The organism is Pseudomonas sp. GV047 (genome assembly GCF_003058245.1).
Lineage (GTDB): Bacteria > Pseudomonadota > Gammaproteobacteria > Pseudomonadales > Pseudomonadaceae > Aquipseudomonas > Aquipseudomonas marginalis.
Genome location: NZ_QCWA01000001.1, coordinates 783,915 through 807,908 on the forward strand (window position 1 = coordinate 783,915; position 23,994 = coordinate 807,908).

The window sequence follows — 23,994 nt, forward strand, 5'->3', positions numbered from 1 at the left end:
CCTAGGGGGCGGTGTGGCTCGGCGGGTTGCGCATGTTTTCGGCAATCCGCTGGGTGGTGTCCATGACCATTTCGATCACGGTTTCCTGGCGCAGCAGCTTGAAGTTCTGGGTGGTGCCGACGGCCGACAGGCTGCCGACCACCTCGTCGAGGTCCGCCTGGATGATCGGCGCAGCGATACCGGTCAGGCCCAGGTTGAGTTCGTCGTGGGTCAGGCAGTAGCCGTCCTTGCGGATTTTTTTCGCGGCCCTGGAGAAGCCCGCCCAGTCATACGGGCTGTCCGGGTCGTTGGCCATGTGCTCGTCGAACAGGCGTTGCAGGCGGCGTCCTTTCTGGAAGGCGATCAAGACCTTCGATTGTGCCCCGCGGAAAAACGGCAGCGGTTGCCCGCGCCCGAACGCGAAGTGATAGGTGTCGGTGGGTTCGGCGATGTAGGTGTTGATGATGCGCCCGTCGTAAAACACGCTGGCGAACACCGCCAGGCCCGTTTGCGCCGACAGCTCGTGCATCAGCTCGCGCCCGGCGAGAAGGATCGGGTCGTACTGGCGCATCATCCAGTCCAGCTCGATGACCCGCGGGCCCAGGCCGTAGCTGCCGGCGTCCACGCGGGTCAGCAGGCCGGCGTCACACAAATCCTTGACGTAGCGGTACACGGTCGCCCGTGACAGGCCCATGCGCTCGGCAATGGTGTCGGGGTCGATCTTTAGCATTTGCGGACCGAACAGGTCGAGGATGCTCAGCAATTTGCTCAGGCTGCTCATTGTGTTCCTAAAAGAAAGGGAAGGGCGCTTGTGGCGTCCCCACGGGGAGCCGGTTGCCCAAGCGCTGGCGCAACACTACCGCAGTGAGAGAAAAACGCAATCGCGGGTTAGATTTTAAGGGTGTTTAAGTCGCATAAATCTCACTTAATGAGAAAAACAAACATAAAATGCTTGTTGGTTGCGGATTTGTATGTGATAAATCTCATCACTGCAAATGCTCAAGCAAGAGGGCTGAAAATGAATGGTGCGCAACTGATAGTGAATGCGGCAGCGGCAAGCGGTATCGAGTACTGCTTCGCCAACCCCGGGACCACCGAGATTCCCCTGGTGGCCGCCATGGCCAGCGCACCTGCTCTCAAGCCGGTGTTGTCGCTGTTCGAAGGGGTCTGCACGGGGGCTGCGGACGGCTATGGCCGGATCGCCGGCAAGCCGGCCATGACCCTGACCCACCTGGGGCCGGGCTTTGCCAATGGCATCGCCAACCTGCACAACGCGCGTCGGGCCAATACGCCGATCGTCAACGTCATCGGCGATCACGCCTCCTGGCATGTCAACTACGATCCGCCCTTGGCCAGCGACATCCAGGCCCTGGCCGGTGCCGTTTCCGGTTGGGTGCGCACCTCGCGCACCGCTGCCGGTATCGGTGAGGATCTGCAGGAAGCCGTGCGTGCGGCCTGGCAGGCCAAAGGCCAGATCGCCAGCCTGATCCTGCCCATGGACCTGCAGGCCCACGCAGTGACCCATAACGGTGTATTCGCCCCTCTGCGCGCACCGGTTCGTCGGTTTGCCGGTGACCGGGTCGAAACCGTGGCGCAGGCATTGCGTGACGGCCAGCGGCTGGTGTTTATCGTCGGCGATGAGGGCTTGTCGGTCGCGGGCCTGGAAGCGGCGGGACGCCTGGCGCAACTGCCCGGCGTGCGCCTGTTTGCCGAGACCTTTCCGCGCCTGAGCTACCGTGGCGGTGGCTTGCCCGACCTGGATCGCCTGCCGTATTTCCCGGAAGTGGCGATTGAAATCCTTGAGCAGTACGACCTGGTCATCTGTGCAGGCGTGCCGGAGCCCATCAGTTACTTTGGCTACGAAGGCATCCCGTCGCGCCTCGCCGAGCGTGAGCGCCTGCTGAGCCTGGCCGAGGTCGGTGACGATGTCGCCGGCGCGTTGACGGCGCTGGCCGATGCCCTGGCTGCACCGGCCTACGTGCCGACGCCGGAGGGCATCGAACTGCCGCCCGGCCATGCCGAACTGACACCGCAGTCGATCGGCCAAGTGCTCGCTGCGTCACTGCCCCACGACAGCATTGTCTCGGTCGAGGGCGGCACCTGCGGCTACCCGTTCTTTACCGCCTCCGCCCGCGCCGCGCGGCATCGGGTATTGACCAATACCGGTGGCGCGATCGGCCAGGGGATTCCGGTGGGCTTCGGCGCCGCTTTGGCGGAACGCGGCAATAGCGTGTTCTGCCTGCAATCCGACGGCAGTGCCCAGTACACCATCCAGACCCTGTGGAGCATCGCACGCGAGCAGTTGCCGGTGGTGATCCTGATTGCCGCCAACCATCGCTACGCGATTTTGCAGAACGAGCTGCGCCGTTTCGGCATGACCGAAATGGACCCCCAGGCCCTGCGCCTGACCGTGCTCGACAACCCGCGTATCGACTGGAAGGCCCTGGCCAAAGGCTACGGAGTACCGGCCTGCACGGTCCAGACCAATGCCGAACTGCAACGGGCCCTGGCCAATGCCAAGGCCGACCGTGGCCCTTGCCTGATCGAAATGGCGCTGTGAAGGAGTCGACTATGCATCCGCTCGAATTATTACCTGCCGTCCAGGCATTCCTGGCGCAGCCCGGTCGCCTGTTTATCGGCGGCACCTGGCAGGACGCCGTCGGCGGTCGTCGCTTTGCCGTGGAAAACCCGGCCACCGAACAGACCCTGGCCGAAGTCGCCCAAGGCGATGAACGCGATGTGAATGCGGCCGTTGCGGCCGCCCGCGCAGCCTTCACCGGCACGTGGGCCTTGCAGTCACCGGTGCAGCGCGGCCTGTTGCTGTTTCGCCTGGCCGATCTGTTGGATCAGCACCGCGAGGAACTGGCGCAACTGATCACCCTGGAGAACGGCAAACCTATCGCCAACGCGCGCGGTGAGGCGGCCAGCGCGGCAAACATCATTCGCTACTTCGCCGGCTGGCCCACCAAGATCGAAGGCAGCACGCTGCCCGTATCCCCGGCCAGCGGCGCGCCGATGCTCAACTACACGTTGCGCGAACCGGTGGGGGTCTGCGCGCTGATCGTGCCGTGGAACTTCCCGTTGACCATGTGCGTGTGGAAGCTCGGCCCGGCGTTGGCCACCGGTTGCGTGGCGGTGCTCAAGCCCGCCGAGCAGACCCCGCTGGTCGCGATCCGCCTGGTGCAACTGATCGAGGCCGCAGGTTTCCCCGCCGGCGTCGTCAACCTGATCACCGGCCTGGGTGCCGACACGGGTGCACCGCTGGCACAGCACCCCGACGTGGACAAGATCGCCTTTACCGGCTCGACCCAGGTCGGGCGGCTGATCGCCCAGGCGGCTACCCGCAACATGAAAAAGGTCTCACTGGAACTGGGCGGCAAGTCGCCGAACATCATCCTGCCCGACGCCGACATTGTGCGCGCCGCCAAGGGGGCCGCCGATGGGATTTTCTACAACCAGGGCCAGGTGTGCACGGCTGGCTCGCGCCTGTATGTGCACGCCAGTGTGCTCGACCAGGTGCTCGAAGAATTGCAGCGCCATGCCGCCGCCTATGTGCTGGGCAATGGCCTGGACCCGGCCAACAGCATGGGGCCGTTGGTGTCTGCGCGGCAGTTGAACACGGTCAAGGGGTACCTGCAGCGGGGCCGGGAGGAGGGTGCCGAACTGATCTGTGGCGGCGAGCGCCCCGCGCACCTGGAGCGTGGGCACTTCATTCAACCGAGCGTGTTCCTCGACCGTGCCGAGCGCGCCTGCGTGGCCCGCGAAGAAATCTTCGGCCCGGTACTGACCGTCATGAGCTGGACCGACATCGACGACCTGGTGCTGCGCGCCAACGATTCGCCGTATGGCCTCGCCGCCGGCCTGTGGACCCGCGACCTGCGTTCGGCGCACCGCGTGGCGGCACAGCTCAAGGCCGGTTCGGTATGGATCAACTGTTGGAACGTGGTGGATCCCTCTTCACCGTTCGGTGGCTACAAACAATCCGGCTGGGGCCGGGAAATGGGCAAGAACGTGATCGATGCCTACACCGAGACCAAAAGCGTGTTTGTCGATCTGGCCTGAACTGAATAATCACACGAGGTAATTGCTATGGATCTGGAATTGAAAGGCCGCGTGGCCATTGTCACCGGTGGCGGTATGGGCATCGGCAAGGAAGTCGCACGTTTTCTCTCCGAGGAAGGCTGCAAGGTGGTGATCTGCGCGCGGCGCATGGCGTTCCTGCAGCTGGCGGCCGAAGAGATCAGTGCACAGACCGGCAATGAAGTGCTGCCGCTGTTCTGCGACACCAATGACATGAAGGCCGTGTCGGAGATGGTCGAGGCGGCTCACAAGCATTTCGGCCGCATCGACATCCTGGTCAACGGGGCCGCGGCGCCATCGGGTGTGGTGCGCAATGACATCGAACACGCCGGCGACGATGAACTGCTGTCGGACCTCAACACCAAGGTGATCGGCTATTTCCGCTGCGCCAAGGCTGTGACCCCGCACATGAAGGCGGCCGGCTTCGGACGCATCATCAACATCGGCGGCCTCACCGGGCGCAGCAGCAAGGTGCTTTCGGGCATGCGCAACCTGGCGATCGCGCACATGACCAAGACCCTGTCCGACCAGCTCGGCCCGTCGGGGATCACGGTCAACCTGATCCACCCGGGCGTGGTGGATACCCCGCATATCCAGGAGCTGTACGACCGCGAAGCCGTCAAGCAAGGCAAGACCGCGCAGCAGGTCGAGCAGGCCTACATCGACGCGACACCGATTCGCCGCACCCTCGCACCGATTGAAATGGGCTGGCTGATCGGCTTCCTGGCATCGCCAAAAGCTGGCGCAGTGACGGGCGAATCCATCGGCATCGACGGTGGCTTGACCCGTGGCATCTATATCTGAGGAGCATTTGTGATGAGTAACGGAACCCTTTTGGTCGCCACCGTCGGGCAAGCGGTGATCCGCAGTGCCGACGATGGCCGTACCTGGCATCGCCTGGGCCTGGGGCAGGACCTGGAGTTCGATGCGATCACCCGATCCTTGAGCCTGCACCCCGACACGCCCGAGCGGATCTATGCCGGTACCGATGTGGGCTTGTGTGTGAGCCACGATACCGGTGGGCATTGGCGGCGCATCGATTCGCCTTTCAACGGGCAGACCGTGTGGAAAGTTGCGGTTGACCCGCAGGATGCACAACGCATTTTCGTCGGCACCGGCGCGCCTTCGCGTGCCGTGTTGTGGCGCACCCTGGACGGCGGCCTGAGCTGGGATCGCGCCCCGGTGGAAATCCCCGAGTTCTGCGACGGCGTCAGCCGCCCACGCCTGCTGGCCTTCGCCTATGACCCTACCGACCGCAACCAGCTGTGGTTCGGCCTGGAGGAGGGCGGGCTGTTCCATTCCCGCGACGGCGGCGACAGTTGGACCCGCGTCGACGACCGGCTGCTGTGGGACTACAACTCCGACGTCCACAACATCCTGGTGCTGCCCAACCACGGCGAGAAAGTCATTGTGGTGGTCTGCGTCAATGCGGTGTACCGCAGCCTGGACGAGGGGCTGACCTGGACCGGCATCATCGGTCGCGAAGCCTTCGGCCTGTACTACATCCGCGCCATGAACGCGCCGTTGGGCACGCAGAACGAGCTGTACCTGAGTATTTCCGATGGCACCCCCGGCACCACCAGCAAGATCCTGGTGTCCCGTGATGCCGCACTCACTTGGAACGTGCTGCCGCTGCCACAGCAGCCCAACTCCTGTGTCTGGGCGATTGCCTTCAACCCGGCCAACCCGCGACAGATCGTGGCGGGCACCAAGTACGGGCATTTGTTCACCTCCGACAATGGCGGTGACGGCTGGCAGAAGCATTGGCGGGAATTCAGCGAGATCGCTGATGTGCTCTGGACGCCTGCGGTTGCGCAGATCAAGTCCGGGCATCAATCCATCGTCAAAAAGCACTGAGGGATAACGCCATGAAGATCGAGATCCTGCGGACTCACTTATCGCTGTGGGTCAGTGACCCTGACGTGTCGGCACGCTGGTACGCCGACATCCTGGGCATGCACGAAAGTGCCCGGGGCGAGAGCTGGGTCATGATGGCATTTGGCGGCAAGCACCACGACATCGCCCTGATTCGCGCCGACCCCGGCGCCCATCAAGGCGGGTTGGGCCTGCAGCACTACGGCCTGGAAATCGCCGGGGACATGACCACCCTGCGCCAGCTCTACGGCATGTTGCTGGGCAAGGGCGTCGAGGTGGTGAAGATCACCGATCACGAGATCGGCCATGGCGTGTATTTCAACGACCCCGACGGCAATCGCATGGAGTTCTTCCTCGAGACCGAACACGACGATGCGCGCGGCAAGGCCCGGTTCAAGGCCGCCGGCGCGCCGAGCCGACATTTCAACCTGGATCCACTCGACCCACTTTGAGGCAACCCTGATGAAAACCGCGAATTTTGCTACGTATCACATCCGCAAATGGTACAGCTTTGTCGAAGAAACCCTGGCCAACGAAACCGGCCAGCTGGCCGATGGCGAGCCCCTGTTCAAGTACGCGATCGCCGCCGTGATCGCCAACCCCTATGCCGGTCGCTACAGCGAGTCGCTCGCCGAACTGGTCGACCCATCGCCGTTGCTGGGCGAAGAGTTTGGCCGGCGCATACAGGCACTGGCCGGTGCCCATGAGATTGTCAGCTATGGTAAGGCGATCCTGGTGGGCAGCGCGGGCGAATACGAGCACGGCAACGCGTTCCTGACCAACCCGGCCGCCGATCCGATTCGCGTCGCGCTGGGCGGTGGCAAGTCGTGGGTGCCTTCCACCGGCAAGCGCGGCGGCCCGGGTTCGACCATCGACGTACCCCTGGCGCACAAGGATGCGCTCTACGTACGTTCCCACTACGACAGCATGTCGCTGATGTTCGGCGACGGCCCCGCGCCGGACGAAGTCATCGTGATCTGGGCCTTCGCCACGCGCGGGCGCCTGCACGCACGGCTGGGTGGCCTGCGTGCCGAAGACATCCAGGGCGTTGACGGGCTGCACTGATGACACGCGTGCGGGCCTTGGCAACGCCGGTTTAAAACCACAACAAGAAAGCGGTGAACAGCGATGAAGCAGGAGAAGACCCAGGTTGTGATTGTCGGGGGCGGGCCCAATGGGATCACGGCCGCGCACTATATGGGGATGTACGGTATCGACTGCGTCGTCCTTGAGCTTGCCGACTGCATACTGCCTTACCCACGCGCGGTGGGCATGGATGATGAAGCGCTGCGCGTGTTGCAGGCGATCGGCATCGCCGAATTGGCAGTGCGTGACATGATCTGCGATGTGCCGCTGCGTTATTACAACGCGCGGGGCGTGTGTTTTGCCGAGGTCAAGCCAAGTGCCGCGCAGTACGGCTGGCCGATGCGCAACATTTTCATGCAGCAGTTGCTCGAAGGCACGCTGCGCGAAACCCTGGGGCAGCGCAGCACTGTGGTGTTGCGCCAGGGCCATGAAATGCTGGAGCTGGAACAGGATGGGGAGAGCGTGACCTTGCAGGTGCGCGATGCCCAGGGCGAGGTCTATCAGCTGCGCGCCGATTACGTGATCGGCGCCGATGGCGGGCGCTCCACCGTACGCAAAAAGCTCGGCGTCGAACTGCTGGGGCTGACCCATGCGCGCAAATGGGTGGTGGTCGATACCGCCAATGACACCCTGGATGCGCCTTACACCGCCCTGCACGCCGACCCGCAGCGGCCCTTCGTGTGCATCTACCTGCCGTACCAGCAGCGGCGCTGGGAATTCATGCTGATGGAGGGCGAGGACGAGGCGAAGATGTGTGACGAGAACACCATTCGCGACCTGATCCGTGGGCATATCGGCGACGCCGTGGACGCGCTGAATATCATCCGTATCCGCGCCTACACCCACCATTCGCGTGTGGCGGCGCGGTTTGTCCAGGGGCGTGTGGCACTGGTCGGCGATGCCGCGCATATATCGCCACCCTGGGCCGGGCAGGGCCTTAATTCCGGGTTGCGCGACGTGGCCAACGTGGCCTGGAAACTGGCCGCGATCATCCAGGGGCGTGCGGCCCATGGGATCCTCGCCAGCTACGACCAGGAACGTCGCGGGCACGCCACCGAACTGGTGGCCCTGGCCGACAATATGGGCACGGTACTGGGGCTGACCAACCCGTTGATGGCCGGCGTGCGCGACTGGTTGTTCCAGGCGGTGAACAGCGTCGATAACCTGCGTTCGCACCTGCTGGAGTTCAAGTTCAAACCCAAGGCCACCCTCACCAAAGGGCTGGTCTATCACGAACGTGCCGAACTGCGTGAAGACGACCTGGTGGGCCAGCTGTTTGTGCAGCCGTTTATCGAAGACGCCCAGGGCCAGCGTCGGCGCCTGGATGACGTGCTGGGCAATTCCTATGCGGTGCTGGGTTACCGGGTCAATCCCCGTGAGCCACTGAGCGAAGACATGGCAAGGTTCTGGGCGCGCTGGGACACGCGCTTTATCCAGGTCAATCGCTCGCGCAGCGGCCTGGGCCGCCACCAGCCCTTGACGGCCACGGACGCCATCAGCGTGGAGGATGTGGATAACCGCCTCGGCGAATGGTTCTCCAGGGTGCGTGACTGCGTCGTCGTGGTGCGTCCTGACCGGTTTGTCGCCGCCATTACCACGCCTGAGCGACTTGACGCGGTATTACGCAAGTTAGCGGGGCAGCTGTCATGAGCATCGATACGGGCGTATTGAATCAGTTAGACCAGGCCACGCGTGCGGTGCAAGCGATTGCGCCACTGGCCCCCGAGGCGTTGGACCTGCGCGGCGGCTACGCCCTGCAACGCCAGGCGCTGGATGCGCGCCTGGCGGCGGGCGAACAGTTCAGCGGTTGGAAGATCGCCTTCGCCGGCAGCGCCGCGCAACGGCGCTTCGGCATTGACGAACCGGTGTATGGCGGCCTGACCGACGCGATGTGCGTGCAGCCGAACACGGCGGTGGCGCTGTCGCGCTTGATCCAGCCCAAGCTGGAGATCGAAGTGGCGATTGTGCTGGGGCGCAGCCTCGCGCCCGGTGACTACAGCGATGAACAGATCCTGGACGCGATTGCCGAAGTGGCGCCGGCGTTCGAGATTGCCGACTGCCGTTGGCAGGGCTGGGCGTTCGGGGTCGGAGCCTTTCTTGCCGACAATGCGGCGGCGGGGCTGTATTGCCTGGGGCCACGAAGCGCGTTCGATGCCGTCGCGCACACCCACGTCGCCTATCGCCTGGAATGTGCCGGCGCGCTGTGCGGCGAAGGCGATACCGAGGGCCGGGAGGACTCGCCGCTGACCAACCTGTGCTGGCTGGTTCGCCGTCTGCTGGCCGACGGTCAGCCGGTGGAGGCCGGGCAGGTGGTGCTGTCCGGTGCGTTGTTGGCGCCCATGGATATCCAGCCCGCCACCTACCGCCTGCAGATGTTTGGCACGGAACTGGCTTTGCTTTTCACCGCGGACACCACCCCCGTGTAAGCGACAGCTGCCGTCATGGATGACTTGAGTCCCCTTCAGGCCGATGACAACAACGGGGCCCCCGAGGAACGACCACCATGCTTGCCGAAGTTCGAACCTTCAATGACCCTCAACTGCACGCCGGTTCCATCCAGGGCTGGCAGCAGGTGTATGACCAACTGGGGCGCGGCTGCCTGACCAGTGAGCTGCGCCAGCTGTCGGCCGAGCGCTTTCAGATCTTCCAGGAAGTATTGGACAAACGCGTGGTGCAGCGCGGCCATGCGCCCAAGGGACGGCTGTGCGCGGCCATGTCATTGGGCGGCGAGCCCGTCGTGCAGGGCCAGCAGGTGGGCACCCACAGTGTGGTGCTGTTGCGCGCTTGCGAGGAGTTTGTGCTGCATGCGCCGGAAGGCACGCACTTCTTCGCTTTCAACGTCGACACGGTGCGTTTCGCCAAACTCGCCGCCTTCGAGTTGTCCAGCGACCAGCTCAAGCGCTTGAGCACCCGCTCCCAGCTGTGCGTGGATGACGCGTTACTGCTGCGGATACGCCAGCGCATCTACCCGCTGTTTCGTCACCTTTTGCAACAACCCGAGGCCATCAGTGCAACCGCCGAGAACATGCTCGAAGACGAGTTGCTCAATGCGTTTCTCGACCTGTTCAGCAATGCCACCGATGAGGTGCGCTGCCGTCGCGGCAACTTCGCCGTGAGTGCGTACCTGGTCAAGCGTTGCCAGGAGTTGATCGATGCCAGCGGCGATACCCCGCTGAGCATCCTCGACCTGTGCGAACACCTGCGGGTCAGCCGGCGCACCCTGCAGAACAGTTTCCAGGCGGTGACCGGCATGCGTCCGCTGGAGTACCTGCGCAACCTGCGCCTGAATGCGGTGCGTCGACGCCTGATCGCAACGCCGGCCTGCAGCCAGAACGTCGGTGATGTGGCGGTGGCGATGGGCTTTTTCCACCTGAGCCACTTTGCCGCCCATTACCGCGAGTTGTTTGGCGAGTCGCCTTCGCACACCCGGCGGGCGATCGGCTGAATAGACGAAGGGTCAGGCCGCCGTGTCATCCAGTCCCGGGTCCACGCGTTTGCCGATGTCCTTGAGCCGGGCCAATTGGTCGACCACGCTGGGGGCTTCATCCAGGCAACTGACGAACGTCCACAGGTACGTCATCACCGCATAGATATGGCCGGCCTTCACCGCGGGCGCCAGCGCCAACTGGCTGATGGCGACCACGAACAGCAGGGCCGCAAGGATGCCGATGGTGAGGAAGGCAACCGCCTCACGGTCCGACAGCCCGATACGCAGCCGCGACAGCACCTGATAGTGGCGGCGCAGCGTGGGGGCGCCGACCTTTTCCACCAGGCTGATTTCCTTTTCCAGGCGGTTGTTCAGCCGCTCATGCAAGCGCTGGTTGCGCCGTGCAAAGCCAGGCACCACCACCAGGCACAGCCCCAGCGCCACCAGGCACGCCAGGCCGACCCAGGGTTCGATTACCAGCAACATGGCCGCCGCGCCGATGATCGAGACCAGCGCCGTCGCAATGGTGGGCACGTGTTTTTCGAAGAAATCGACGAACTCCCGTGCCAGCACCACCCGCGCGGCGGACGTTGAGGTGCTGTGGCGTTGCAGGCGCTGGTTAAGAATCACCGGCACGGCAAGGTCGGCGTAGATACGCGTAAAGGTGCGGGTGTCCAGGGCCCGTCGGGCGGCGCCCACCACCCAGAACCCGAGGACCACGGCGGCGTAGAGCAGGGCATTGCCGGTGTCGCCACGGATAATCGCGTCGACGGCAAACCCCGCAAACAACGGGTAGGCCAGCAGCAGCGCGTTTTCCAGCGCCACCAGCGACAGGGTGCCGGACAACTTGCCGGGGTAGGCCTTGGCGATCGCCTTGAGTGTCTGGCTGGCGGATTGTTGACCGATTTTGCGGCTCTGCTCGATCAGTAGTGGAGGTGTGACGGAGGGCATGGGCCACCTGGTTTACGCAAAGTAGGGGGGCGGGAACTCAGGGTCCCGGTATAAAGACCGCGGGTGAAGTCGAGCAGATAGCGCGTTTCCTCGGTCATCAGTAACAAGTCGATCTGCACTTCTTCGATCACGATTTCCAGGGTGATCAGCAGGCAAATCGCCGGCGCGGTAAATAACCAGTGGTAATAGGACTGGCTGAACAGCGATGCGACAACCCCCAGGACCCACAGTGACAACACCAGGCGTGGCGCCTGTTTCTGCAGGGGAATCCAGAAGCGCTGCAACCGCTTGAGCTTGGCGCTATAGAGCCGTACCGAGTCTTCAAGCAGTGCCACGTCAATCACGTTTCGATCACGATAGTTGAAAGGCATACAGGCAATTCCTGGCTGACTACACGAGGCGGGTGTGTGGCCTCTGGTCAAGGCGCGCGCAGGCAGCGCGCGGTTCAACCAGGCCAGGTTGATTTCGTTGACTTGCACCCATTCGCCGTTCTGTGGAATCCCTTCGCAGCTCTTGAAAGCAATGCAGCGTCCTTGTGCATCGAGCAAGGCAAAGTGGCGGTACCGATTGACCCTGAAAATACAGAGGCGCATGCCTTCACCTGGGGGCGGTTGGGGTTAGATGGCGACCAACTGGTCGGGCCAGCTCAGCTCGAACAAGGTGCCGCCGTTGTCGAGGTTCCGGCAGGTCGCGCGACCTCCATGGGACAGGGCAATCGCGCGTACGACGGCGAGCCCCAGGCCGCTGCCGCCCTGGGCGCGGGAGCGCGAGCTTTCGCCGCGCTGGAACGGCTCAAAGATGTGCGTTGCAAACGCTTCTGCGATCCCCGGGCCTTCGTCCGCGACACTCAAGGTATTCAGGCCATCCTGGTTGCCCAGGCGCACCGTGACGTTGCCGGGGGTTGCATGGCGTTTCAGGTTGTCGAGCATGGCCAGCAAGGCTTGGCGAATCCGCGCCGGATCACACTGCACAGGCCGTTCGAGCAGGTCCAGGTGCAGCACGAACCCGCAGGCCAGCAGGCCCGGTTCGAACAGGCAGGCGTCGGCCTTGATCTCCTCGGCCAGGTTGGCACTCTGGATCTGCACTTCGAGGTAGCCGTTGTCCGCCAGGCCTACGACCCGCAGGTCCTCGATCAGGCGCGTCAGGCCTTCCACCTGGCTCAGCAGACTGTAGAACTGCGCCTGGTCCGGGGTGAACACGCCTTCCGCCAACCCTTGCAGGCGGCCGCGCAGGATGGTCAGCGGGGTGCGCAGTTCATGTGCAATCGCGGCGTTCCAGAACGACTGCTCTTGCGCCATGCGTTTCAAGCGTTGGGCCATGCTGTTGAAGTCATCCACCAGCAAGGTGGCCTCTGCCAGTGAGCGGTCGGACGCCGTCGCCCGGGCATCGAGGTCACCATCGGCGAGCCGGCGAAGGCTGGCCGCGACCGAGTTCAAGGGCATCAGAATGCGCCGGGACAGTTTGATCGCCACCACGGCGCCCACCGCGAGGCTGATGCAGGTGATCAGCGCCATCCAGGCCCACTCCATGCCGGTGGGCAGCCATTCGTCCACGTCCAGATCCGACGGCGGCCAGAACGTCCAGAGCAACGCGTAAAACACGTAGGAGCCGACCACGGCCAGGGCGATCACGCAGAGCACCACGGCGGACATCGACACGATGATCTGCCGGCTCAAACTGTTGGCGGTCTTCATGGCTGGCTCCCGAACCGGTAGCCGACCCCACGGATGCTGGCTGGTACGCCCTGGAGGCCGAGGTCTTCGATTTTGCGCCGCAACTTGCTGATATGGCTGTCGACGGTGCGCTCCAGGCTGTCGCTCTCGGGGGAACACAGGGCCAGCAACTCGGCGCGACTGAATACGCGCTTGGGGGCCTTGGCCAGTTGCGCCAACAATCTGAACTCGGTCACCGTCAGGTTGAGCCTGCGCGTGTGTGCACCGACCTGCACGCTGACTTCATGGCTGTCGATGTCGATTTCAAAGGCATTCACCCGCAGCACGCGCTGGCGGGCGCCGTAGCCATGATCGAGGGAGCGACGCAGCACCGCCTGGGTCCTGGCGACGACCTCGGCGGGGTTGAACGGCTTGACGATGTAGTCGTCGGCACCGATGCGCAGGCCCATGAGTTTGTCCATGTCCTGGTCCTGGGCGGTCAGCATGATCACCGGTGTGGTGCCCCGGTGGCGGATCTCGGCCAGGACCATCCAGCCATCCAGCTGCGGCATCAGCACGTCCAGCAGTACCAGGTCGGGCTTGAGCGATTGATGCAGTTCAAGGGCACGGCGCCCATCCAGGGCATGGGCGGTCTGGAAGCCGCTGCGCTTGAGATAGGCCGCGAGGATATCGGCGATTTCCGGCTCGTCTTCGGCGATCAGTACCAACGCCTGGCGTGGGGACGCGAGGTCCGTCGGTGTCGATACAGGGTGTGATTCAGTCATGGTCGGCTCGGTCGTGCTGTTCGGTCATCGCAGTATGGCGAATTACCATGGGGCGACGAAGACTACTGTGCACCACGAGCATGCGCTTTCATGGGAGGTTTTATGGAGAAACGATGGAGACGCGGGTTTATTCGCAAACGGCGTGATCAGGCGTAGCTGATCCTGTCGGTGTAGGCGTTTTGCGTCATGGTGCGCTGGTAGTCGCAGGGGGTGGTGCTGACCAGTTTCTTGAAGTCGCGCAGGAAGTGGGATTGGTCGGCAAACCCCAGGTCGAGGGCCAACTGCGAAAACGATACATCGTGCTGGGTATTGAGGGTGTCCAGGGCCGCCTGGCAGCGGATGATCCGGCAAAACGCCTTGGGTGACATGCCGGTGTCCTGGTTGAACTGGCGGTGCAGGGTCCGGCTGGTGTAGCCGCTGAGGTCTTCGAGTTGCTGGATGCGGATATCACCGCGATGGTGCAGCGCCTGCTGGATGATCATGGCGGTGAGTCGCGACGTCTTGCCCATCAGGCGCGGGGTCAGGTAGTCGTTGAACAGCCGCATCTGGTCGCCCAGCAACGGGGCCTGGACGATGCTTTCGAAGAGGCGTTGGGCGAACTCGGAGACTTCCAGCAGATCGAGCTCCCGCTCGGTCAATTCTTCGGCCAGTACATTGACGAAACCGGGGATCACACCCGGCGAAAAGCGCACGCCGAAATAGTGGTGGTGCTGGTGCAGTTCGACCGCCTGGGCCACCAGCGGGGTGCCGCAGATGCGCGCAGTCGGTCGCGTCGCATCACAGTCGAACAGGATATCCACGCAGCCATCCGGCACGGCCAGCAGGTTGGACGATTGCGCCACATCGAAGGCATAGAAATGCGAGATCGCCGGGTGCGCGGACGGCATCACTGAATAGCGTGAAGAGTTGAGCACGAACCAGGGTTGTTCGTTCGCGGTGTGGAGCCGGGGAGTCGGCACACTCGGTTTGATCATGGTTGTTCCTTGGGCAGGCAGCGCCAGGGGAAAATCAACGCATTAATCGCGCCAACTATCGTCATGCCCGACTGAACGGTATGTCCGAAATTTACAATACCGCCGCCATCCCCCGCCCGATACTCGATCTCGACAGCGTGGAGCTGCGCCTACCGCAGCGATATCACCTTCAGCCCGAGAATAACTATGTCTGCAACTACAAAAATCGATTTTATCTACCTCTCCGAGCAGGACATGATCCGCGCGGGTGTGACCGACATGCTGGCCTGCGTGAACACCATGGAGGAAATGTTCGGCCTGCTGTATGCCGGTGACTACCGCATGGCCGGCCCGAACAATGATTCCCATGGCGCGATGGTGATTTTCCCGCAGGATTCGCCGTTCCCGAACATGCCCAAGCCCACGGCGGATCGGCGCATGATGGCCATGCCGGCCTACCTGGGCGGCAGCTTCTGCACCGCCGGGGTGAAATGGTACGGCTCCAATATCGCGAACCGCGAAAAAGGCCTGCCGCGTTCGATCCTGATGTTCACCCTGAACGACCCCGACACCGGCGCGCCGTTGGCCCATATGTCGGCCAACCTGCTGTCGGCGTACCGCACCGGTGCGATCCCCGGCGTGGGCGCACGCCACCTGGCGCGCAAGGACTCGAAAGTCGTCGGCCTGCTTGGCCCGGGCGTGATGGGCAAGACCACCCTGGCGGCCTTCATCGCGGTGTGCCCGCATATCGACACCCTGAAGATCAAGGGCCGTGGCCAGCAGAGCCTCGACAACTTTATCGCGTGGGTCGAACAGACGTATCCGCAGATCACCACGATAGACGTGGTCGACACCCTCGAAGCGGTGGTCCGCGACTCGGACCTTGTTACTTATTGTAGCTCCGGTGCCACGGGCGACCCCTCGATCTACCCAATTGTGCGGCGTGAGTGGGTCAAGCCAGGCGCTTTCCTCGCGATGCCGGCGTCTTGCTCCCTCGACGCGGGAATGGAGCAGCCCGACGTACGCAAGGTGCTCGACAACACCGGTCTGTACCAGGCCTGGTTCGAGGAATTGCCCAAGCCTGCGCATCACAACGTGCCGGTCATTGGCGTGCGCTTCATGGACATGATTGCCGAAGGCAAGATGCAGCTCGATGACGTCGAAGACATCGGCAAGATCATCGCCGGGGCCGCGCCTGGCCGCAGGAACGATGAGGAAATCATCATCATGTCGGTGGGCGGCATGCCCGTCGAAGACGTGGCCTGGGGCACGGTGGTGTACCGCAACGCCGTCAAGCACGGCATCGGCGTGACCTTGAACCTGTGGGAAACCCCGGAGCTGCGCTGAGCCGTAGCTTCATTCACTTTGACGAGGCATTCGACATGACAAAAATCACCAAGCTCAAGACCGGCTCACCGTTCGAAGACCAGGCCAGCTATTCGCGCCTGGTGTGCGTGGACAACTGGATCTACGTGTCCAACACCGCCGGCCGTAACCCCCAGACCAAGCTGATCCCGGAGGATGTCCTGGAACAGGCGCACCAGGTGTTCGCCAACATCGAATCGGCCCTCAAGGCTGTCGATTCGAGCCTGGCCGACGTGGTGTGTTCGCGGGTGTTCATCCAGGACCCCAAGGACGTGCCGGCGGTGATGGGCCTGATCGGCGAGAAGTTTCGCGGCGTCGACCCGGCCAGCACCGTGACCTGCCCACCACTGGGCTCGACGGTCTACAAGGTGGAGCTGGAAGTGACGGCGTATCGCAACGCGTCGAAGGCGCAGGTCGACCTCATTCGCCTGTCGCAATAATCGTCACGCGGCCATGCACAGGCCTGGCCGCCCTTATTCGTTTACCGAGTCCTGACCATGGCACCGACAATAGCGCCCGTGACAACCTCCACCGTGTTTCCCAGCGCGACTGCCGTCGTCATCATTGGCGGCGGGATCATCGGCCTCACGGCTGCGCTGACCTTGGCTGAGCGCAATATCGCCGTGGTGGTCCTGGAAAAAGGCCGGATCGCCGCCGAACAGTCGTCCCGCAACCTGGGCTGGGTGCGCAAGACCAGCCGCCACGCGGCCGACATCCCGCTGGCCCTGGCCGCCGACCGCTTGTGGGCGCAGATGCCCGAGCGGGTAGGGGCGGATGTGGGGTATCGCCAGGAAGGCATCATGTTTGTCGGGCGCACCCCGGCGCAAATGGCAATGCACGAGGGCTGGCTCAAGTCGGTGGAGCATTTGTCGCTGGATTCACGCCTGCTCAGCAAGCGTGAGATCGACGCGCTGGTGCCAGGCGGCACGGGTGACTGGGCCGGTGGCATCTTTACCCCTTCCGATGCGCGTGCCGAACCGACGCTGGCCAGCAGCGCGATTGCCAGGGCCGCCATGGACAGGGGCGTGGTGATCATCGAGCAGTGCGCGGTGCGTACGCTGCAGATGTCCGGCGGCGCGGTCAGCGGTGTGGTCACGGAAAAGGGCGAAATCCGTTGTGATCATGTGCTGCTGGCGGGGGGCATGTGGTCGAGGCGCTTTCTGGGCAACCTCGGTGTGGCGTTGCCGACCCTGCCCCTGACCTGCTCGGTACTGCGTACCCACCCCATGGAGGGGCCGACGCAGATCGCGGTCGGCGCGCCGGACTTTTCGTTTCGCAAGCACCAGGACGGCGGTTTCATCATTACCCAACGGGGCAAGTTGGATGCGTTCCTGACCCTCGACCATCTGCTGCTCGCCAAGCAATACATGCCGCAGTTCCGTGCGCAACGCAGTGTGCTGAACGTGTCGCTGGGCAAGCCGTTCATCAATGACCTGGCCCTGGCGCGGCGTTGGCGCGCCGACAGCGTCAGCCCGTTCGAGCGCGTCAGGGTGCAGGATCCGGCGGCCAACCCGCAGCTCAATAACGACGCGATGAACAACCTGATGGCCGCCTGGCCGGTGTTTGAACACGCACGGATCGCCCAGGCCTGGGCCGGCACTATCGACGTGACACCCGATTCCAACCCGGTCATCGGCCCGGTCGCGCAGATTCCGGGGCTGACCGTGGCCACCGGTTTCTCGGGTCACGGCTTCGGTACATCGCCGGCGGCGGGTCATCTCGCCGCGGACCTGGTCAGTGGGCATGCGCCGATCATTGACCCAAGCCCTTATCGCTTCGACCGTTTCTAAAGGAGCAAGCCCATGCCTGCAGACAGCTGTTTCTTCACCAACCGTTCGGGCCTGCGCCTGCATTATTTGCGCTGGGGCGCATCGAGTGGCGTGCCCCTGGTGCTGTTGCACGGCCTGCGCGCCTATGCCCAGACCTGGGAGTCGCTGGTGCAATCCCTGGGGGAGGGCTACTGCATCTATGCCCTCGACCAGCGTGGTCGTGGGTTGAGCGACTGGGCCGAGCCCTCCACGTATCACACCCAATCCTATGTCGAGGACCTTGAGGATCTGATCGCCCATGTCGGCCTGCAGCGCTTTGTCCTGCTCGGGCATTCATTGGGCGGCGCCAACGCCCTCGAGTATGCGCGGCAACATCCGGGACGCTTGCTGGGGTTGCTGATCGAGGACATCGGCCCCGGCTCTTCAACCCAGGGCGATGGCGCCGCACGTATCCGCCGCGAGATGGGCCAGACGCCGTTGCAGTTCGACAATTGGGACGCGGCCCGCACGTTCTGGAGGGCTTCGCGCCCGGGGTTGTCGGAGCAGGGCCTGGCGTCGAGGCTGGCGCATTCGATGCAGGAACGCGACGGTGTGATTGGCTGGCGCCATGATCAGCAGGGGATTGCCCAGGCCCGCCTGAGTATCGAGCCGACGGACCTGTGGCCAGCGGTGCGCGCGCTGGATTGCCCCAGCCTGTTCATTCGTGGTGGTCGCTCGGACTTCCTGCCGCCGGCGACGCTGCAGGCGATGAGGGCCAGCAACCCCCATGTGCGGACGGTGGAGGTCGCCGACGCGAGCCACTATGTGCACGACGATCAGGGCGCGGTGTTCAACGCGCTGATTGCAGGCTTTCTGGCGAACCTTGACCCGCCGAGGCAATGAGCGGCGGTTGCCCGCCAATGTCGATATCAGGCACCGGCGTGCCGCTATGAGGCTATTTTTGCGGCGCGCAGGCCGCGTACTGTGACCCGTCATTAAGAAATGATGATCGCCTGACCTTCCAGTCAGTACGTCTTAACGTCGATCACAGAGAATAAAAAACAACGATGAATAGCCTGATTTCCAAGGATTCCAACGGCCAGTTGGCGCAGGGCTTCAAGCCGCGTCATGTCACCATGCTCTCCATTGCAGGCATTATCGGCGCGGGGCTGTTTGTCGGCTCCGGGCACGCCATCGCGGCGGCGGGGCCGGCCGTGATGCTGGCGTATCTGTTTTCCGGCCTGTTGGTGGTGCTGGTCATGCGCATGCTGGGGGAGATGGCGGTGGCCAACCCCGACACCGGCTCATTCTCGACCTACGCCGACCAGGCCATCGGCCGCTGGGCCGGGTTTACGATCGGCTGGCTGTACTGGTGGTTCTGGGTGCTGGTGATTCCCATCGAAGCCCTGGCCGCCGGGCATATCCTCAACCAGTGGTTGCCGCAGATCGACGCTTGGCTGTTCGCCTTGTTGTCGATCTTTTTGTTGGTGGTCACCAATTTGTTCAGCGTCTCCAAGTACGGTGAATTCGAGTTCTGGTTTGCCATGGCCAAGGTGGTGGCGATCATCGGCTTCATCGGCCTGGGAGGCGCGGTGCTGATGGGCTGGATTCCCGAGCGGGAGGCCAGCGGCCTGAGTCGCCTGATGGAAGAACACGGTGGTTTCGCGCCTAACGGCCTGTCGGCGGTGGTCGGGGCATTCATCACCATCATGTTCAGCTTTATCGGCACGGAAGCCGTCACTATCGCGGCTGCCGAGTCCAATAACCCGGCGCAGAATATCGCCCGGGCCACGCGCTCGGTGATGTGGCGCATCGGCGTGTTCTACGTGTTGTCGATCTTCGTGGTGATTTCCGTGGTGCCGTGGAATGACCCGCTGTTGGCGTCGGTAGGTTCTTATCAGCGCGCCCTGGAGCTGATGAACATTCCCCACGCCAAGTTACTGGTGGACGTGGTGGTGTTGATTGCCGTGGCGAGCTGCATGAACTCGTCCATCTACATTGCTTCACGCATGCTGTATTCCCTGGGCAAGCGCGGGGATGCGCCCACGCTGATGAAAAAGACATCGGCAGCGAGTGTGCCGAGGGCCGCCGTGATCGCCAGCACGATCCTCGGGGCAGGCGTGACCTTGCTCAGTTACTTCATGCCCGCTGGATTGTTCCAGTTTCTGCTGGCCAGCTCGGGGGCCATCGCCTTGCTGGTGTACCTGGTGATCGCCGTGTCGCAACTGCGCATGCGCAAGGTCCTGCAACGCCGTAATGTCACCCTGACGTTCAAGATGTGGCTGTTTCCCTGGCTGACCTGGGTGGTCATCGTCTTCATCTGTTGCGCATTGGCGGTGATGCTGCTGACGCCCGAGCACCGCTTTGAGGTGTCGTCGACCATCGGCCTGGCCTTGCTGATTTCCCTGGTCGGCGTGATCACGGCGCGGCAGCCCGACCGCACCCAAAAACCGATCCCCCTGGCTTCGCGCCCATGAACCCCCGGCCGGTCACCTGTTTGGTATTCGTGCTGCTGGATCAGTTCACCCTGATCTCGTTGGCGTCGGCGGTAGAGCCGCTGCGCATGGCCAACCAACTGGCAGGCCAGGAGCTGTATCGTTGGCAGACCGCCAGTGTCGACGGTCATCCTGTGTGGGCCAGCGACGGCATGCCCATCACGCCGGACTGTTCCATAGCCGCTGCGCCCTCTGCGGATATCGTCGTGGTGTGCGGCGGCACGGGTATTCAACACACCCTGAGCGATGAATTGATGAAGTGGCTGCGGACCCAGGCGCGTTATTCCAGGCGCCTGGGTGGTATTTGTACCGGCAGTTGGGTATTGGCCCGGGCGGGGCTGCTCGACGGGTTTGAATGCAGCGTGCATTGGGAGTGGCTGGCGGCCATGCAGGAAGCTTTTCCACGGGTGAGCCTCAGCGCCAGCGTGTTCACCCTCGACCGCGATCGCCTGACCAGCTCGGGCGGCACCGCGCCCATGGACATGATGCTGCACCTGATCGGGCGTGAGCATGGGCATGAGTTGTCGGCGGCGATTTCGGACATGTTCGTGTACGAGCGCATGCGCAACGAGCAGGATCATCAGCGCGTGCCGCTCAAGCATATGCTCGGCACCCAGCAGCCGAAGCTGCAGGAAATCGTCGCGCTGATGGAGGCCAACCTGGAAGAACCGATCGACCTGGATGAATTGGCCGAGTACGTGGCCCTGTCACGCCGGCAGCTTGAACGCATGTTCCAGAAGTACCTGCACTGTTCGCCCTCGCGTTACTACCTGCGGTTGCGGCTGATCCGCGCGCGTCAGTTGCTCAAGCAAACCCCCATTTCCATCGTGGAGCTGGCCTTGCTCTGCGGGTTTGTGTCCACGCCGCACTTCTCCAAATGCTACCGCGAGTACTTTGGCGTGCCGCCCAGTGACGAGCGCCTGGTGACGGCAGGCGAGCGAGCCGTCATGTTGAAGCCGATGATTCGCGCCGTACCGGTGCCGATGCCAATGAGTGCCCTGGAGCAGGCGCGGGGGGAGTCGACCTTTGCCAGTGTCCGGCTCAAGGCCAGGCGCTGAGAGTACGGTGAGTGGCGCTGATCAGCGACGCTTGCGTTTCGAATTTCAGGCGCCACTCACGCCGGGTTCAAACCCGCATGAACGCCTTGATTCGCTCGCCGCACTGATCGGCACGAATCATCCCAGGCGCCGCATCCAGCGCAACCAGGCCGTCTTCCATGAAAATCACCCGGTCGGAAATGGACAGGGCGAAGTCCATCTCGTGGGTCACGATCAGCATGGTCATGCCTTCTTTGGCCAGGTCGCCGATGACCTTGAGCACGTCGCCCACCAGTTCCGGGTCAAGGGCAGACGTCGGCTCATCAAACAGCATGATATGTGGATCCATGGCCAATGCGCGGGCGATTGCCACGCGTTGTTGCTGCCCCCCAGACAACTGATGCGGATACTTGTGCGCGTGAGCCAGCAGTCCGACCTTGTCCAGCAGGGCGTAGGCGCGCTGCTCGCTGATGAGCTTGTCGCGGCCGTGATAGCGCGGCGCGAGGGTGACGTTGTCGAGAATGGTGCGATGGGGAAACAGGTTGAAGCCCTGGAACACCATGCCGATGTGCTGTACCCCACGGCGTACTTGTTGCGTGTTGGTGTTGTCACCGGCGTGGATATAGCTTTCGCCGAACAGAATGATCTCGCCTTGGTCGATGCTTTCCAGGGCGTTGACGGTGCGAATCAGCGAGGTTTTCCCCGAGCCCGATGGGCCGATGATGGAAATCACCTGGCCCACATTTACATCAAGGTTGATGCCCTTGAGCACAGCGTGCTGGCCGTAGCGCTTGTGAATGTCGACCAGTTGCAGGGCGGGTGCCGAGCCAGGCCCGGAGGCTTTCCGAGCGCTTGCCGAAGGAGGGGCGGGTTGTGATGCGCGTAGGCGCCCCATGCTGGTGTCATCCAGCGTCCGGGGTGTGCGGTTGTTGAGTTCCAGGTGGTGCTCCAGCCAATGAAACAGCCAGCCGAGCACGGTCACGATCAGCACGTAATACACCGCCACAGCCGACAGGGTTTCCATCACCAGGAAGTTTTGCGCGTAAAGGCGCTGGCCCACGGTCAACAGTTCGGTCAAGGAAATCACCGAGACCAGCGAGGTCAGTTTCACCACGGTGATGTATTCGTTGATCAGCGTCGGCAGGGAAATGCGGAACGCCTGGGGGATCACGATCAGGCGCTGCAAACCGATCAGGCCGATGCCCAGCGCGCGGCCGGCCTCTTTTTGACCTTTGGCCACGGATATCAAGCCACCACGGTGGATTTCCGCCATATAGGCCGCTTCGGTGACCACCAGGGCCAACAGGCCGGAATAGAACGGGTTGGACAGGACGCCACGGGTGACCGGGAACATCTGCGGCAGGTTATAGACGAACACCACGAGTACCAGCAGCGGCACGCTGCGAAAGAACCAGATATAAATCGACGCCGGCACGCTGATCCAACGCGCGGCCGAAAGCTTGGCCGAAGCCAGCAGGAAGCCCAGCAGCATGCCGATGAACCAGGCCAGCGTGCTGAGTTCCACCACCGTAATGCAGGCTTTCCAGAAGTCCGAGAGCGAAAACAGAGAAAAAAAGTAAGGCCATTCAAATTGCATGTGTCTCTCCAACTGCTGGCGTCGACACAGGCTTTACCTGGGCCGGGCAGTCAAGCGAAAGCCGCCGACTGTGGGAGCGGCTGCGCTCCCACAGGGCTGCACCGGGTCAGTTAGTCGGTTCTTCGAGGTTGTATTTCTTCAACAGGGCGGTGTATTCACCGGAGGCCTTGCTCGCCTCAAAGGCCTTGAGCAGTGCCTGATAGAGCGCGTCGTTGCCTTTCTTGACGTAAATCCCCAGCGTCTGCTGATAGATCGAGTGCTCGGTGCTCACCACGACGCGGCCCTTGGTGCGTTCTGCGATCATGCCGGCGGCGCCGTCGATCTCCACCTGAGCCTGCACATTGCCGGAGAGCAGCGCCTGGGTTACCTCCGGTGCGGACGGGAACTCGCTGACCATAATCGCGCCCTTGTTATTCGGAGTGCAGTAGTCGGTCGAGAGCGTGTTGAACTGCGTCACCCACGTGGTGCCTTTTTCCAGGCCGACTTTCAGGCCGCAGAGGTCTTCCGGTACTTTCGGTTTCAGCGGGCTGTCCTTCAGCACCATGATCGCTGCGCCGGTCTTGGCGTACGGGATGGTTTGCGCTTGCGTCTGCCGCTGGGGCGTGATGTACATGCCGGAGATGATCGCGTCGTAGTGGCCGGCGTTCAGGCTGAGGATCAGGTTGGAAAACTTGGTGTCGACGAAGTCGGCCTTGAGGTCCAGGTGCTTGGCGAGCAGGTGCGCCAGCTCGGGGTCGGAACCGACGACGTTTTTATGTTCGTCGTATGACTCGAAGGGCGGATAGGTGATTTCCATGCCGACCTTGAGTACGCCGGGTGTCACCGTCGTTGCTGCATGGGCGCCGGCCGCACCAAGGAGTGCGACGGCCAGCAGGGTCAAGCGGACAGCATGATTGATTGGATTGCGCATCATCGATGACTCCACGTCGGTAAAGTAGGGCTGGGCGGGTGGTTAAACAGGGCG

The 23,994-nt window shown here is 63.1% G+C and carries 23 protein-coding genes; 15 read left to right on the plus strand and 8 right to left on the minus strand.

Translation table 11 applies throughout. The features are described 5' to 3' along the window. Position 1: 1 nt before the first annotated feature. Positions 2-760, minus strand: coding sequence for an IclR family transcriptional regulator (locus C8K58_RS03565; RefSeq protein WP_027606682.1), 759 nt, complete (start codon positions 758-760; stop codon positions 2-4). Between the two features lie 237 nt (positions 761-997). Between C8K58_RS03565 and C8K58_RS03570 the strand changes: the two genes are divergently transcribed. From C8K58_RS03570 to C8K58_RS03610, 9 genes are all read left to right on the plus strand, one after another. Beyond that, positions 998-2,539, plus strand: coding sequence for an acetolactate synthase large subunit (locus tag C8K58_RS03570; protein ID WP_027606681.1), 1,542 nt, complete (start codon positions 998-1,000; stop codon positions 2,537-2,539). 11 nt (positions 2,540-2,550) lie between these two features. Then, on the plus strand, positions 2,551-4,041 hold the full coding sequence (locus tag C8K58_RS03575) for an aldehyde dehydrogenase family protein (protein WP_027606680.1): 1,491 nt from the start codon (positions 2,551-2,553) through the stop codon (positions 4,039-4,041). A gap of 27 nt (positions 4,042-4,068) precedes the next feature. Then, positions 4,069-4,863 (plus strand): SDR family NAD(P)-dependent oxidoreductase, encoded by a 795-nt coding sequence (locus C8K58_RS03580; RefSeq protein WP_027606679.1) that lies wholly within the window; start codon positions 4,069-4,071, stop codon positions 4,861-4,863. Positions 4,864-4,875: 12 nt separating this feature from the next. Beyond that, positions 4,876-5,916: a YCF48-related protein gene (locus tag C8K58_RS03585; protein ID WP_027606678.1), complete on the plus strand. Its 1,041-nt coding sequence runs from the start codon at positions 4,876-4,878 to the stop codon at positions 5,914-5,916. Positions 5,917-5,927: 11 nt separating this feature from the next. After that, a complete protein-coding gene (locus C8K58_RS03590; RefSeq protein WP_012724261.1) occupies positions 5,928-6,386 on the plus strand; it encodes a VOC family protein in 459 nt (152 codons plus the stop codon). A gap of 10 nt (positions 6,387-6,396) precedes the next feature. Continuing rightward, entirely contained in the window at positions 6,397-6,999 is a 603-nt protein-coding gene (locus tag C8K58_RS03595) for an amino acid synthesis family protein (protein WP_027606677.1), read from the plus strand. Between the two features lie 63 nt (positions 7,000-7,062). Then, a complete protein-coding gene (locus C8K58_RS03600; RefSeq protein ID WP_027606676.1) occupies positions 7,063-8,670 on the plus strand; it encodes a bifunctional 3-(3-hydroxy-phenyl)propionate/3-hydroxycinnamic acid hydroxylase in 1,608 nt (535 codons plus the stop codon). Beyond that, positions 8,667-9,446, plus strand: a complete 780-nt coding sequence (locus C8K58_RS03605) for a 2-keto-4-pentenoate hydratase (protein ID WP_027606675.1) — start codon at positions 8,667-8,669, stop codon at positions 9,444-9,446. The genes C8K58_RS03600 and C8K58_RS03605 overlap by 4 nt, the downstream gene beginning before the upstream one ends. A 77-nt stretch (positions 9,447-9,523) precedes the next feature. Continuing rightward, positions 9,524-10,465, plus strand: a complete 942-nt coding sequence (locus C8K58_RS03610; RefSeq protein ID WP_027606674.1) for a helix-turn-helix domain-containing protein — start codon at positions 9,524-9,526, stop codon at positions 10,463-10,465. A gap of 12 nt (positions 10,466-10,477) precedes the next feature. On the opposite strand, the gene C8K58_RS03615 is transcribed toward C8K58_RS03610, so the two are convergent. The 5 genes from C8K58_RS03615 to C8K58_RS03635 all read right to left on the minus strand — a co-directional run bounded on the left by C8K58_RS03615 (position 10,478) and on the right by C8K58_RS03635 (position 14,809). After that, positions 10,478-11,398, minus strand: coding sequence for an ABC transporter six-transmembrane domain-containing protein (locus C8K58_RS03615; protein ID WP_027606673.1), 921 nt, complete (start codon positions 11,396-11,398; stop codon positions 10,478-10,480). After that, the gene (locus C8K58_RS32955) at positions 11,371-11,991 is read right to left on the minus strand and encodes a hypothetical protein (RefSeq protein WP_315898995.1); all 621 of its coding nucleotides are present in this window, start codon (positions 11,989-11,991) and stop codon (positions 11,371-11,373) included. Before C8K58_RS32955 ends, C8K58_RS03615 begins: the two co-directional genes overlap by 28 nt. Positions 11,992-12,015: 24 nt before the next feature. Next, entirely contained in the window at positions 12,016-13,092 is a 1,077-nt protein-coding gene (locus tag C8K58_RS03625; RefSeq protein ID WP_027606672.1) for an ATP-binding protein, read from the minus strand. Next, positions 13,089-13,835: a response regulator gene (locus tag C8K58_RS03630; RefSeq protein WP_027606671.1), complete on the minus strand. Its 747-nt coding sequence runs from the start codon at positions 13,833-13,835 to the stop codon at positions 13,089-13,091. The genes C8K58_RS03625 and C8K58_RS03630 overlap by 4 nt, the downstream gene beginning before the upstream one ends. Before the next feature lie 146 nt (positions 13,836-13,981). Then, the gene (locus C8K58_RS03635; protein WP_027606670.1) at positions 13,982-14,809 is read right to left on the minus strand and encodes an AraC family transcriptional regulator; all 828 of its coding nucleotides are present in this window, start codon (positions 14,807-14,809) and stop codon (positions 13,982-13,984) included. Between the two features lie 186 nt (positions 14,810-14,995). Between C8K58_RS03635 and C8K58_RS03640 the strand changes: the two genes are divergently transcribed. The 6 genes from C8K58_RS03640 to C8K58_RS03665 all read left to right on the plus strand — a co-directional run bounded on the left by C8K58_RS03640 (position 14,996) and on the right by C8K58_RS03665 (position 21,454). Next, the gene (locus C8K58_RS03640; RefSeq protein WP_027606669.1) at positions 14,996-16,135 is read left to right on the plus strand and encodes a tyramine oxidase subunit B; all 1,140 of its coding nucleotides are present in this window, start codon (positions 14,996-14,998) and stop codon (positions 16,133-16,135) included. 35 nt (positions 16,136-16,170) lie between these two features. Next, a complete protein-coding gene (locus tag C8K58_RS03645; RefSeq protein ID WP_027606668.1) occupies positions 16,171-16,593 on the plus strand; it encodes a RidA family protein in 423 nt (140 codons plus the stop codon). A gap of 57 nt (positions 16,594-16,650) precedes the next feature. Continuing rightward, on the plus strand, positions 16,651-17,943 hold the full coding sequence (locus tag C8K58_RS03650) for an FAD-binding oxidoreductase (protein WP_027606667.1): 1,293 nt from the start codon (positions 16,651-16,653) through the stop codon (positions 17,941-17,943). 12 nt (positions 17,944-17,955) lie between these two features. Beyond that, positions 17,956-18,804, plus strand: coding sequence for an alpha/beta fold hydrolase (locus tag C8K58_RS03655; RefSeq protein ID WP_027606666.1), 849 nt, complete (start codon positions 17,956-17,958; stop codon positions 18,802-18,804). A gap of 164 nt (positions 18,805-18,968) precedes the next feature. After that, a complete protein-coding gene (gabP, locus tag C8K58_RS03660; RefSeq protein ID WP_027606665.1) occupies positions 18,969-20,378 on the plus strand; it encodes a GABA permease in 1,410 nt (469 codons plus the stop codon). After that, positions 20,375-21,454, plus strand: coding sequence for a GlxA family transcriptional regulator (locus C8K58_RS03665; RefSeq protein ID WP_027606664.1), 1,080 nt, complete (start codon positions 20,375-20,377; stop codon positions 21,452-21,454). Before gabP ends, C8K58_RS03665 begins: the two co-directional genes overlap by 4 nt. Before the next feature lie 67 nt (positions 21,455-21,521). Here the strand turns inward: C8K58_RS03665 and C8K58_RS03670 are convergent, their stop codons facing one another. Together C8K58_RS03670 and C8K58_RS03675 are read right to left on the minus strand one after the other, a co-directional pair. Next, positions 21,522-23,030 carry an amino acid ABC transporter permease/ATP-binding protein gene (locus C8K58_RS03670; RefSeq protein WP_092484541.1) on the minus strand — a complete coding sequence of 503 codons (1,509 nt, stop codon included), beginning with the start codon at positions 23,028-23,030 and terminating at the stop codon, positions 21,522-21,524. A gap of 106 nt (positions 23,031-23,136) precedes the next feature. Beyond that, complete coding sequence (locus C8K58_RS03675) at positions 23,137-23,940, minus strand: ABC transporter substrate-binding protein (protein ID WP_027606662.1); 804 nt, start codon at positions 23,938-23,940, stop codon at positions 23,137-23,139. Between the last annotated feature and the right edge of the window lie 54 nt (positions 23,941-23,994).